Genomic DNA, 12,518 nt, shown 5'->3' with positions numbered 1-12,518 from the left:
TTGTATCTACATATCTTTACACACCGGCCCGGATAAACTCGCTGAGTTTGCCGAAGAATCTGTCGCCTCTCTATTTGCTGGCGTTCAGTATGGGGTACCGTAAGGATCGCTTCGTAAATGAGTAACTGGAAGGACAAGAAAAGCAAAATCGAGGCGTTGAATCTTTTTTGATTTTCACAATCAGTTTTCTTGTGCTTTCTCCCGATCAAACGGGCGATTTTTTGACCGCAAGATTAACGAGCGTTTTTCTTGCTGTTGGTATTTCCAAGCCAGTGTTACCAAGGGTCACGAGGTCACTTTACTCATTTACGGAGGAATCCTTACGGTCGGCCGATCTGGATATGGGACCAGTAGCCGCCCAGGACGGACCAGAAGCACAGCGGATAGGCAAAATACAGCGGTGAAGCCAGCGCCGCCAGGATGGCCACGCCGATAACGGAATGGGTAATGGTGCGGTGGCCAAAGCGCTTTTCCAAAGGTACCGATAGCCAGAATAGCGGCCGCCCTACCCGCGAGGTCGGGATATCGATATCAGGCATGAAGGAAAACAGGATGGCCAGGCCCCAGGAAACGGGATCGGTCTGGTATTCGAATACCGCCGCGCCGCCTAAATAAAGCGCAGTGGAAAAGGCGGCGTGGGTGGCGGCTAACATAGTATTAATTTGATGCTGAATAGGTACCGGTTTGATACTAAAAGTGTGCCGTTTAGGTACGGGTTAAGGCTCTGCTGCCCAGTCCGTAAACAGCGGATTAACGTGTACCTTTTTGGTACCAAAACGGCTCCGTTACAGCATTAAAAAGGTATCGTAAACATCCCTCTTTGGTATGATATGAAATGATATGATTTCATATCACTTGATATCATACGATACTACCGCCCTACCCCTTTGAAGATAAAGAACCGGAACGTCAGGAACATCGCCGCGCCGATACCGCCAATGATGTACAAGGTCTTATCACCGGTCCCCATGCCCACATAACGCATCGACACGATCAGTGCGCCCAGAATCATGATCATCGGCGTAAAATCCAGGTAGGCCACGCCGGCCTCATGCCGCATTTCCCGCACCTTGCGCTTGTCGATAATCCGCTCTTTGCCGGATTCATCCAGCATGTCGTAGATCGCCTGCGGCACCCCGCCCGACTGCTTGACGACGTGGGAAATGTAAAGGTCCGGCGATTCGATCAACACACCTTGGGTTTCGATGTACTTTTTGACGACCTGGCGAATCACTTCCGCCGGCAATGGCTTAACGGCAATCTCCTTCATTTTCCACCAGAGCTTACGCACCCGGGCTTTTTTATCGGAAGCGCAGCCGATCACCTGGGCATGATCGAAAATGGCCAGCCAGAAGGCCATTTGCGTAGGTGTGAGCGACGTCAGATCATCGGCAGCAATCACCGGCTTGCTGTCGGCCCGGGCCAATGCCGGAATGATCGCATGGGTCAGATCGCGCATGCTCATCCGGTTGACCTGGCTTTTGACTTCCCGCCAATCGATTTCAGACCCCGGCACGCCGTGAAACTTGGCCGGCAACTCCAATTCCTTGGCACTGATCAAGCCCAAAGCCAGCATCTGCCGAGCCATTTCCACAAACTGGCCTTTCGCCTGGTGATCGTGCAAGGTGATCAGCAAGCCCCCGGCAGCATGCGCCGCGACCTTGACCAGCGCCGCTTTCAGCACCGCCGATTTACCGATGCCGACCGGGCCGGTCAAAATAACGTGCTTGCCCTTGCGGATCTCGGTCACCAGCTCGGCGACCAGATCATCACGGCCCAGCAACCCAACGATCTCATCCATCATAACCCCCTAACGTCTCGGTTTTGCCTTCCAGATACGCCAACAAAGTTGGCCATTCCGTGCCGGCGTATTTGGCCAGCTTGTAACGCTGGGTCTTGGCCAACAAGCCCACCTTGGCAATCAAGGCGTCTTCGGTGTTAAGTTTGCTGCCGATGGTCCACAGTTCGTTCATTTCTGACGAATAACCCTCATCGATGCGCTGTTTCAGCCAGGCGGCCTTTTCTTTCAGAAACGTTCTGCGCACCTGAGAGGCTTCGAGTTCCGCTTCCATCTGCCGCAATTGGGCGATATCGAGCAGCGCTTTGGTGTGCATATCGTCTAACGCCTTGGCTTCAGCCACCACCTTCAAGGCCTGCTCGCGTTCCTCCTTGATCGACGACAGCGGGATGTTGATCTGCAGTCCGCCGAATACGGTGTAAGGATCGTCCCGGAAGTCGGTACCGCCAAAGCCCAGTCGGCCGCTCAGTGAGGTGTTTTGCAAGGCCCAGGTCACCGAATCCGGTTGGGCGTAGGCTTGGGTGACGTTGCGCTGCGCCAAAATGATCGGGTTGACCTGGCTGATAAACGACAAAACGGCATCATCCTCCCAGGCCACTACCCGGAACGGTAAGAATAAGGCTACAATAAAGACGATTCGCACTTTCATAGATTCACTTTTAACATACAAAAGTGTAATTTTGTTTTAACTTAGTCTAACTTTTGTAGCCGCAAAAGTGAATATGAATATTAAAGAAGCCGAACTCTTATTTCAGGCGGACGTTTTAGAAACGCCCGTCATCCAAAAACACGCCTCCGGAGACGGCTGGACCGTCACGCTGTCCGGAAAGCACAAGCTGAACCCGATGCTGGAAACCGCGCGCGGCCAGGTTCGCGTATTCAAGCGCCTGGACGCGGCCGTGGGGGTGTTGTTTGAGGTGGGGTTTGGAGAAATTAATATAAGCCAATCATGAGCGCAGTGTTGGGTTGTATAGAAGCAACCCAACACTGCGAACAATCTTCGCCATAATCGAAAAAACGTTTATTTGCTGATTGATAATTTGATCAAGATCCCTTTAAAAATCAGCTTAAACAGTTTTTCGACCGACGCTGAAACTAGTGGCCAAATTGAAGTAACGACTTGCCACCAATAAAACATCAATGCAAGTTTTGAACCGAATTTTTGATAAACGGTTCTGTAATCCTCCTCTAAATCGCCAAGGATCGCATCTCTATTACTCTTTGGGATAAATAAATAAAGGAGATATTCAGCTAATTGTGGCGGCCCCACTATGACATACGGCTGTTTTTGTAAAACATCTTCAGGTATTGTTTTTTTAAAAACAGTTATAGAAAAAATTCTGTGAATGCTACCTTGATAAACAGAATTCAACTCTTTCATTGCATTGATATGATGACGAAATGATTGACTTCTTCTATCAGTAAAATAAAATTTGGTTGCATTTACTACAACCTTAAGCTCGTCTAATAAATGGTCAATATTGTTATCGGCTTGTTTGTTGTTCATTTTTAAATTGCAATTGGGTTGACGTTAGCCATCAAAGCAATCTCACGCAGAGATTGGTTCAATGAATTTTGTCCCAATGCCGTAACCTGAAAATATTTTTTTTGTCGCCCACTGCGCTCTTCAGTCGCTTCACCCGCTTTAGACTTTACAAGGCCTTTTGTTTCAATTCTATCTAAAGTCGTATACAAAGCACCTACAGAAACATCCTTTCCTATTTTTTCCTTTATTTCGCGCCTAATTTCAACGCCATAACTATTGTTATGATTGTTGATAATTGCTAATAAAATAAATCTTTCCAAATCACCCATTGAAACGGGTTTATCTTTGACCTCATTATTTTTCATGATTTATTTGATTTATTTGATTTATTTGATTTTACTTTTTGATGTTTATTTATTTAATACAGGTTTATTCTACAATGTAGAGTCTACATTGTAAAGCATTGAATTTTGCTTTTTATTCAGGCTGGAACATGAATGACTGCCACAACTTCCGCTTAACCTCAGCCAAATCCCGCTTCCGTTGCAACGCCTGCTCGAACGTTTCCCAAGGTTCGGCAACCTTGACCATCGGTGCCGGTGCGGGGTTATGGCGAAGGGAATCTTCGGGCCGGGCCGTTTGTTGTGGTTGTACCGGAGGCGGCGAATGATGATTATTAAGACGGGTAGCGGCCATTATGTGAAGTTTCCTTTTATGAGCAGCGGCTTTGGCACAACTATGATGTAAGCTGGCTTTAAAGCCTCTACCTCGCACGCAATCTTTGCATAATTTCTATGATTTAAAACAAGCTTTCAAATACACCCAAAGGGAGCAATATCAGCGATTATTCCAGTCGATGTCATCAGACGTATCGAATTCTCACTTTTTATCGACATCATGGATAAATTCCGCGTGATTGTTTCCCTGTTGGAAGCAATATTTAAGAAAAAAAGCTATCTGTAGTACTGAGGGTTAGTTTCTGAATGGAACTACAGGAAATCGACTCCTGCAGTTTGCAAAAATTATGACCAGCTTTTTATCTGGCTGTCTTGCTTAATCCGCTATATTCCTAGCGTCAACTATGAGAAACCAAGACAATGTGCATAAAAGGAAACTTCACATGATGGCCGTAATGCAAAGCTTTGCATTACGGCCAATAGCTGTCTATCGGTATCGTCCTGCTAATAGCAAGTATTCATTAGAAAGCAGCCGCTTAGCGCTTAAAACACCAGACCTGCTTTGCTGCGTCCGAGTGCTTTGAATTGTTAAACTTAGGTATCAAAATAAAAGGCTTTAGCGTAATTGTTTAAGTCTGTAGTCCATGTAGTTCTAAACGGGATGACATACATTTTTGCCAAGATAATCAGGTCTAGTTCACTTCGACGTTTAGACATCCGTAACATATTCTCAAGCATTTTTATAAATGTTTGCTCTCGTAAACTTACCGCCATTCAGAAAATTTTGCTTATCGGCAGGGTCGTGCGAAGGTACGATTTGCCTAATCGTTAATGAATTCTTCGAACGTGCGGTGCAGTTGCCAACTTGGCGTAGTAGACAAGCGATCTAAAGAAATTAGATAGGAAGCGCCTCCCTTGTCAACGGGGATCATGCTTCTCGTTGCCAAAGCAGAAACCCCACCTAACAATACTCCAGAGCATAAGCGGACCGGGTCATAAGGATCTCCGCCGCCTATCGTTGGCAAAGACAACACGCTTAACGTGGCAGACAATCCGCCAGAGAAGATACTGCAAAGTTCGCGCTTGCTAAACGGCCCTATCGCCTTTCTGTAATCTTCTTTTGCACGCTTTAGGCGATGAACAAAGTCACTAACAATATAGTGAGCGTGCTGTTTATTATTGCATCGAGAAAGTTCCATTCGAAAACGTTCAAGTTCGTCTTGGAACGCAGCACGCTCATCTCTATGCTTTTCAACAAAACGGAGTATATCATCCATAGAAACTTCGTGAAGCTCATCCGGTAGCAAGTCAGTAATCGCAAGGTTGCATAGAAAAGCATCACCGTTTTCCTGATATACCTGCTCAGAAAAGTTCCCTGCGTGAGCGAAGTATGAACCAACAACCCAGGTATCTGGTGAATCGGTAATTAATTGAAGGTCACGCTGCTTGGCGACGCTGTTTGCCAAATAGAACATATAACCGCCCGCAAGATCAGGCGGGACTTGCAGGAATCTATCTCCTGTAACTTGCTTGGCAAGCTGTTCAAAAAGAGGTAGAAGCCTAGCCTCAATCTTTTCTGGATCAATTCGGACAAATGTGGGTGAATCCAAGCCCGCAGGCCAAGTTAGGTTACCTGAACTTTTTCGAACGTGATAGAAATCTAGGAATCCATGAGCAGCCTTGGACTTCTCGTAATCGTCCACATTCAAATCGACAACTAACCCTTCAGCTACGGCTTCACTGATAGCTGAATCGTCATTAGGTTTATATGATGGCGGAACGATACGAAAGACGCGATCCCAGACCAATAGGGATTTCTTAAGGAAATCCACATCACGAAACTCAATACTGGGATAGTAGAGACCATACCTCAACTTTCTTCTCCGAGTTGCATGGTAAATTATTCAATTATGCTTAATTTGAGTAGGAGGCGGAAGCTTATCAGTCAAATTGGCTGGAAATTCTTTCCTTATGCAATGGATGATCATGGTTTTTGTATTGCCTTAGCCTATGTCTGTTGATTATCGTTTACCAGACAGTAACACTCGCTAAAGCGAAGTCAGCTTGGGGTCGTTTACATTTATTCAACTACCCCCAATATATTCTCATCGCCAATATCCGTTATATCCATATACCGGCCAAAGCCTAATCAAGCTTACCCACCACCCCAAACCGGTTTTTCACTAACTCAACCTTATCCGGATCAACATGAACCGGCATAACGGTAACGCCGTGGTCACGCAGCCAGGCGAATCGATGACGGCCATCGTTAAATTCGATGACATCATCAACTATTCTCAAACTGGCTATCTGGACCGGTTCCTTACGTTCCATCCATTTGCCGAATTTGTCATAACGCTCAGGATTTCCTGACCACCCACCACCGGGGGTGATATAGAGGTCTGACTTTTGCCAGGACTTGTCTACTTGGGAAACACCAATCCAAACCACCGGATACAAGGCTTCTCCAGGTGGCGGTATAAAGGTGACCCACCGGACCCCTTTTGTTTTTATACTAATACTCATTAATATCAATTATTTGAATAACAATGTTAAGGTGGCGTCATGTGATTTATGCGTAGTTCTACGTGAAACAAATGGATTTTTTTCTACCTCAACTTCCGCTTAACCTCAGCCAAATGCCGCTTACGTTGCAACGCCTGCTCGAACGTTTCCCAAGGTTCGGCAACCTTGGCCATCGGTGCCGGTGCGGGGTTATGGCGATGGCAACCTTCGGGCCGGGCCGTTTGTTGTGGTTGTACCGGAGGCGGCGAATGATTATTAAGCCTATTCCTGCGTGGCTCCCAGTTAATTAATCATCCAAAACCGCAGCCGCGAGGGTTTTGTTTGATTAGGGTTTGGGGAAGTTAAGATTCAGCAATAGTGAGCGTTGGCTAACGACCACTTTACGACATTTGAGATTTTTTTACTTATGTCGCATCAAAAGCATACTAAACTGTCGTTCAATGTCAGAGCTAAGCTGCGCCGGAGCACGGTTCTTGGGCGTCGGCGTCGGAATGTGTCAATGACATTGAGAAATTCCGGTAACGATCTAATAACTGCCATTGAATCAGATCAAGCAATAGACAGCAACCGCCGCAAATAACCAGAGCAAATGGAGCGAAGCGGAATTTACATCCGAGTTAATATTCTTTGGTATGCTCAACCTCTATATGGTACATCCGACGCCTTAACTATTTCGGGTGAGTAGCCAATGTCTTTTAGAAAATATTTAATACTTTCAATTGTTGATGATTGATTTGCAGTTGGTCCAACGATTATTTCAGAAACAGGAAGCAAGTCGACTTCAAGTTTTGTACCGCTGCTGTCTTTAAGTTGAGTATCGTATGTACATATATAGGGGACCAAAACATTATTCCCGTTCCTGTAATATTTCTTATTGAACAAACGCAATGGATCGCCCATATTATAAACAAGCCTTACTTCTCTTTCAGTGTGAAACGCCTTGTTTTTAAAAAAAACGAACTTATTTTTAAGAGAAAAAGAAAGACAATTTATGTAACTTTCATTTTCTATATACGACGGGTTATTTTTCAGGTCTTTATTGAATTCATATAGATATTTAAATATTATGGAATGCAGAATCCATAATTTTGATTCATCTTCGTAGATTACTTTTGCGTACTGCCATATATTATAATTTGGAAAGTGTGGGTATCTTGTGCTTTGTTTGATGTTAAATCCTATGCAAACCCCCGTTCCATTTTTTGCATAGGCGCGCCATTGCTCTAAATTGTCGGGCTCCATTGAGAAAGAGCAAACATAGTGATCAATAAATTGGGATTTATTTAGATTTTCAATGACTCCTTCGAGAATATGCCTGAACTTTGTATATCTTTTTTTCTCTATCAATCTATTTATTAGACTGACTGCTATATTTTTCCCGTTATAAAGCTCTTCTGAATCGTTTAAAAATATTGCTTCAGACAGCCAAAACCCCTTGTTTTCCAATATACCATGCAGACCACTTAAATCGGTGTAATGGTAGATGAATTCTTTCATGTTATGAAAGTCGATAAACTTTTTCCGATAACACCTATCATTTGACGTCAATTCCGCTCTTAGGATGCCAAGTTCTATATTTTTAACAAATTCTTCAAATGAATTTGGCGATTCCATGTTGCCTTTTTTATTCGGAAAATAATAAGGAATTAGATAGTTTTCGTATATCTACCGGAAATGATCTTTGATGGATCAATCCGTTGCGTGGCTGTGGCTGTGAATTTTTCCTTTTGTATATCATCGACAACGAAAAGTTATGACTGGTGATGGTCTATTTGCTGCCATTGAATCACTTTAGGTGGCGGACTGCAACGGGTCGGCTTTGCTCCTTTGTCGTCGATAGAGCAAGTTCGGCCATAACCAGACTGTTACACAGCAGTCGCAAAGTCGACGATCAGGTATGAAATTTCATCGCTCAAAATCAACGCGTTTCTTCCCACTTGCCGAATCGAAGTTTAGGGGAGTTTCTTACCCGCGTAATCTTTGTAGTGATCGAGTGCTTCCGGTGCTAGGGAGAGAACACCATCATCCGCGATGGTGAGTAGATTCTTGTCATAGAGAGCGTGCAGGTCTTTGCGGAGTAGGTAGCCGTCCTCTGCTTTGTTATGGCCAAGTCGCCAATCCCGACCATGCTTGTGTGCCGCGTCCAGCACCTTGTCTACATCACATCCACTAATAACGCACCTGCCTCCACATGCCTCATAGACTTCACGGCGAAAAGCGGCCTGATCAGGTCTGCTAGCGACAATGGCGAACCGGAGAGCTTTCGCTTTTAGATCAGTCGGAGATGGTTCTAAGATACTTTGTGTCGGTGAGTTGTTAGCCCAGTATTCATAAAGACGATGCCGCTCGACTTCATCGTCCCGAACTTCAAATTCCTTGGAAAATCCGACAGAGCAGCGGCCTGTACCTTTCGAGACGATCAAAGCGGTGATGATTGGCTCATCCAGATTGTCTGATTGATGGCCTAGATAGTCCATAGCGTGCCTAAGACTAAATCGGTCTATGTCGAATACCTGCATCATCTCGCTGTAAAGCACTTTTTCCTTGGACCGGGCCACCTCGATCAACCATTCACGCATTGCAGACAGATTTTTCTTGTACGCTGCTTTTTTAACGTCAGAAGGCCGCTTTTGTAAGTTGTTGATGTTCAGGAGAGCTTTGATGCGCGGCTTTACGTTGGCGCCCACATTTCCGGCTGGTTTCAGCCCTGGTATCCAACTGTCCCCCTGCTCATGAAGCACGGCTGAGATATTTTGCATCCGGTACTCGAAAGACTTCTCTGTACGCCCAAAACGTTCTACCAAGTCTCGGTAATACTTACGCTTTGAATATGGCTTTTGATTAGCTTCCAAATGCGCCATTTCTTTGTATGCATCGACGGCTGCTGCTAGTTCTTCGTCACTCCAGTTTTCAGCCATTACTCATCCCAATATTTTAAAGTACGCACCGAATATTACATTTATGGGGCCTGACTGAAGAATATACTTGAAATATAGAACTGAATCGCTCTGGCGTCAGAAGCCGTTCCATGCCTGTTAGCTACTTCTAACCAACATCGTCAGCTATCGAGAGTGGCGAATTCACAGTACCGGCAAAAATTACGCGTAGTAAGGAACGAACGCAGCTTGATTTTGTCGAATCACATGGTTTTATTAAGCTTTATATTCTAATATATTCGTCGCAACGACCAGTACTTCTGATGCCAAGGTGTTTAATTTTGGTTAAAACGTTTTCTGATAAGGCGTTTTTAAATAATTTCCCGAAATTTCGTGGATCAGAAATATCATCCCACTCACTGCCATATATTTCTTTCAGGCATTTTTTATCACCAATATTCATTTTATCAATGAGCTTTTGTGCTCGGATTATTTCTTCTGTTTCCATTTAATTTAACCTTAATGCCATTAGGATTCGCTGTCTGGCTTTTCTTTTTTCGCAAGCCGTTTGATGAATTTTTCGATAATCTTTGCTTCCGTTTCAGTAAACTGCGCCTCTTCTCCTTCGGGAGTTTTGCTAAGTTTGCTCTTTAGTTTGAAAATGCGATAACCTCCATAACCACAACCAATAGCTGCCCCACTAGCTGCAAACGGAACCCAAACTGGAGTTGAGGAAATAATACCAGCGGACATTAAAGCACCTGTAATTCCAGATGCTCCTACAGTTGTACCAAAGATACCCGCACCACCAACAATACTTGCCGCAATACCAGATAAATACAATGCTCCCGCTCCCAATGTGGCGGATGCGGTCGCTAATAGCCCGCTAATAGCTGCCGTACTTAGAAATGTGCCAGCAATATACCCACTTGCGCCCGTGACAATAAGCCCCCCTGCCGCATGAGGAACTAAAGAGCCGCCTGCTGCTAATGCTGAAATTATCGGGATTAGTGGAATTGGCATTTTTTATCCTCCGTGTGACGTTAAAAAGAAGCCTAGCAAGGAATTTGATAGTTTCCCTATATCTACCGAAAAATAATCTTCGACACGATAATTAATTGATCAGCATATGATCTTCCTTTCTGTGTATCAGTCGGCGGAGAAATAATGACCGGTAACAGCCAGACTGCTGACATTGAATCAGACAACGCGATAGTCTGCAACGGGTCGATTGCGGCAACTTAAATCCAAGAACCTGTACGTGTTAAATTTTAATTATCCCAAATAAGCCGCACCCAAAACCAAAGCTCAAAGATACCGCCAACAACTAACCCAACCTCGCCTAAAGCCGAGTAACCGAGCATGTAAAACACCAGGGCAACCAGCAGAATGGCAAACGTTTTGAAGTGGTAATTCATCCCGCCTTGTTCGCGTCATGTCCTTTCTCCTTATCCTTCAGCCAAGCCTTGAATTCAGCTGGTTTTATTTTCGGCGCAAGCTGCTTTCGTAACCAGGCTAAAAACTGCAGCCGCTCCAATCTGTCTAGAAACTCCGCCGTTTCGGCATTGTATGACTTCGCTTTCTCGACCCCTGTCTCTTCAGCATAGCGCTTAGCCCACATGCTTATGTCATCAAACGACAGGGCGTTAACCGCTTCGTTGGTGCGGCCGCGCAGATACTCCGCTTCGAGTACGGTACGCCGCTTATCTAAAGCCTTACGCTGCTCTTCCTCGATTTTTTCATGCTCTTCCTGCTCTTTCTTCGTTTCGAAGGGCGTTTTGCCGACCACGGCATCGCTCTCGTAAAGCTTGCGGATATAGCCAGCGGTCGAGCCTTTAACCTCTTTTTTACGAGCCCTTGCCTCGACGTATTCGACAACCTTTTGGGCCCGATCTTCGTCCTGAAGAACCCATAGAATGGCCAATCGCTCCCCTATTCCATGCTCCAAAAGGCGTTTGAATATTTTGGTTTCACGAATGGCCTCATGATCATCCTGAATCACCGGCTTCAATAGCGTTTGTTGCGGATTTTCGGTAATCAGGAAACGGACGGCGGTTACCTTGCGGCCTTGTTTTTGAAACTCTGGAAGCAGCTGTATATCGGAAATGCGATTGATCTCTTCAACCGGCTTAATAATGACATCGCGCTTGAGGTACTTGAACTCGTCATACATCGATGCCGTGGCACCGACAATTTTTTTGAACCGGTTAAGCTCCCACCATCCGGTTGAGCCAACAACCTTGTAACGCAGACAATTTTCATAAAGCGTCAGCGCATAGCTTCCCTCGAAGCGCCGCTGAATGCCAATATTGATCGTCGCATATATTTCAGGGTCGTAAAACCGTTCGGCAAGATATTCATCGTAACGATAGGTGCAGGTTCCGTCCTTGATCTCGCCATAAGACAGCATGGACATGACCCGCCAGACTTCTTTCCCGTCTTCCATCATGTTAAATTCAACGGGGGTCGAAGCAAGTTTGCGCAGCACGTCTTGAAGTCGCTCGATGTTGTTGCTCTCGTCCCAGCCGAGCATTGCGCACAAATGCCTTATCGGGAGCGTGTGCGTCCGTCGCGTCAATAGCGCGTCATAAGCGTTCAAAAGCAGCACGTTGACCATCTTCCTTTCGAGCAAAGAGAGAATCCCACTCGTGTGGATAGCGGCCACATGCTTCTTAACTCGCTCGCTCGGTGGCTGCGTATTTTTAAGCGCCTTTTTTTGGGTCATGAAGGCCGATTATATTGAAAGGTGATGTTTTGTCAATTAGATTTAAACTCACCTTTTATCGCCTTTACTTTCGCCCCCTAAACCCTCACCTTTCATCCCCTAAACCCTCACCTTTGAAAGCTTGGTAATCCGGTGAAATATGTTTTATACCAATAATATCAGTTAGTTATAAATATCTATAAACGGATTTTTGCTTATCCCCTAAACCCTCACCTTTCATCCCCCAAAGGCTCACCTTTCAAGGTTAATTTATCCCCTAAACCATCACCTTTCGTCCCCTAAACCCTCACCATAATCCACTGTAAACCTTGAAGCACAAGGCTTACAAGAAGCTAAATATATTTAAATATGTTGTTAATTAAACACACTAAACAACAACAAGCCTGTTGTTGTTATCTTTGGGAAGTAAAGTTAATTAAAAAAGCCAGCT

The 12,518-nt window shown here is 45.1% G+C and carries 15 protein-coding genes; 1 reads left to right on the top strand and 14 read right to left on the bottom strand.

All coding sequences use genetic code 11. The features are described 5' to 3' along the window. Positions 1-320 precede the first annotated feature (320 nt). From GO003_RS25780 to GO003_RS25770, 3 genes are all read right to left on the bottom strand, one after another. Positions 321-653, bottom strand: a complete 333-nt coding sequence (locus tag GO003_RS25780) for a metal-dependent hydrolase (RefSeq protein ID WP_231089306.1) — start codon at positions 651-653, stop codon at positions 321-323. Between the two features lie 218 nt (positions 654-871). Next, positions 872-1,804 (bottom strand): ATP-binding protein, encoded by a 933-nt coding sequence (locus GO003_RS25775; RefSeq protein ID WP_231089305.1) that lies wholly within the window; start codon positions 1,802-1,804, stop codon positions 872-874. Continuing rightward, the gene (locus GO003_RS25770; RefSeq protein WP_159655707.1) at positions 1,794-2,447 is read right to left on the bottom strand and encodes a hypothetical protein; all 654 of its coding nucleotides are present in this window, start codon (positions 2,445-2,447) and stop codon (positions 1,794-1,796) included. Before GO003_RS25770 ends, GO003_RS25775 begins: the two co-directional genes overlap by 11 nt. A gap of 73 nt (positions 2,448-2,520) precedes the next feature. On the opposite strand from GO003_RS25770, the gene GO003_RS25765 reads away from it, so the two are divergent. Beyond that, positions 2,521-2,751 (top strand): hypothetical protein, encoded by a 231-nt coding sequence (locus tag GO003_RS25765; RefSeq protein ID WP_159655705.1) that lies wholly within the window; start codon positions 2,521-2,523, stop codon positions 2,749-2,751. A 68-nt stretch (positions 2,752-2,819) separates the two neighbouring features. On the opposite strand, the gene GO003_RS25760 is transcribed toward GO003_RS25765, so the two are convergent. The 11 genes from GO003_RS25760 to GO003_RS25710 form a co-directional block, all read right to left on the bottom strand. Continuing rightward, entirely contained in the window at positions 2,820-3,305 is a 486-nt protein-coding gene (locus tag GO003_RS25760) for a permease prefix domain 2-containing transporter (protein ID WP_159655703.1), read from the bottom strand. 2 nt (positions 3,306-3,307) lie between these two features. Further along, positions 3,308-3,649, bottom strand: a complete 342-nt coding sequence (locus GO003_RS25755; protein WP_159655701.1) for a PadR family transcriptional regulator — start codon at positions 3,647-3,649, stop codon at positions 3,308-3,310. A 112-nt stretch (positions 3,650-3,761) separates the two neighbouring features. Next, on the bottom strand, positions 3,762-3,980 hold the full coding sequence (locus GO003_RS25750; protein WP_159655699.1) for a hypothetical protein: 219 nt from the start codon (positions 3,978-3,980) through the stop codon (positions 3,762-3,764). An 802-nt stretch (positions 3,981-4,782) separates the two neighbouring features. Continuing rightward, the gene (locus GO003_RS25745; protein ID WP_159656268.1) at positions 4,783-5,835 is read right to left on the bottom strand and encodes a DUF6236 family protein; all 1,053 of its coding nucleotides are present in this window, start codon (positions 5,833-5,835) and stop codon (positions 4,783-4,785) included. A 271-nt stretch (positions 5,836-6,106) separates the two neighbouring features. Further along, the gene (locus GO003_RS25740; protein WP_159656270.1) at positions 6,107-6,487 is read right to left on the bottom strand and encodes a hypothetical protein; all 381 of its coding nucleotides are present in this window, start codon (positions 6,485-6,487) and stop codon (positions 6,107-6,109) included. Between the two features lie 636 nt (positions 6,488-7,123). Further along, positions 7,124-8,101, bottom strand: coding sequence for a DUF2971 domain-containing protein (locus tag GO003_RS25735; RefSeq protein WP_159656272.1), 978 nt, complete (start codon positions 8,099-8,101; stop codon positions 7,124-7,126). 338 nt (positions 8,102-8,439) lie between these two features. Continuing rightward, a complete protein-coding gene (locus GO003_RS25730) occupies positions 8,440-9,405 on the bottom strand; it encodes an HNH endonuclease signature motif containing protein (protein ID WP_159656274.1) in 966 nt (321 codons plus the stop codon). Between the two features lie 241 nt (positions 9,406-9,646). Next, entirely contained in the window at positions 9,647-9,871 is a 225-nt protein-coding gene (locus GO003_RS25725) for a hypothetical protein (protein ID WP_159656276.1), read from the bottom strand. A gap of 20 nt (positions 9,872-9,891) precedes the next feature. Beyond that, on the bottom strand, positions 9,892-10,386 hold the full coding sequence (locus GO003_RS25720; RefSeq protein ID WP_159656278.1) for a hypothetical protein: 495 nt from the start codon (positions 10,384-10,386) through the stop codon (positions 9,892-9,894). A 248-nt stretch (positions 10,387-10,634) separates the two neighbouring features. Continuing rightward, positions 10,635-10,781: a hypothetical protein gene (locus GO003_RS25715; protein ID WP_164505719.1), complete on the bottom strand. Its 147-nt coding sequence runs from the start codon at positions 10,779-10,781 to the stop codon at positions 10,635-10,637. Continuing rightward, positions 10,778-12,088 carry a replication initiation protein gene (locus GO003_RS25710; RefSeq protein WP_159656280.1) on the bottom strand — a complete coding sequence of 437 codons (1,311 nt, stop codon included), beginning with the start codon at positions 12,086-12,088 and terminating at the stop codon, positions 10,778-10,780. Before GO003_RS25710 ends, GO003_RS25715 begins: the two co-directional genes overlap by 4 nt. Positions 12,089-12,518: the final 430 nt, after the last annotated feature.

This window comes from Methylicorpusculum oleiharenae (assembly GCF_009828925.2).
Classification (GTDB): domain Bacteria; phylum Pseudomonadota; class Gammaproteobacteria; order Methylococcales; family Methylomonadaceae; genus Methylicorpusculum; species Methylicorpusculum oleiharenae.
The sequence above is the reverse complement of the archived record's forward strand: the minus strand, read 5'-3'. Positions and strand labels throughout refer to the sequence as shown.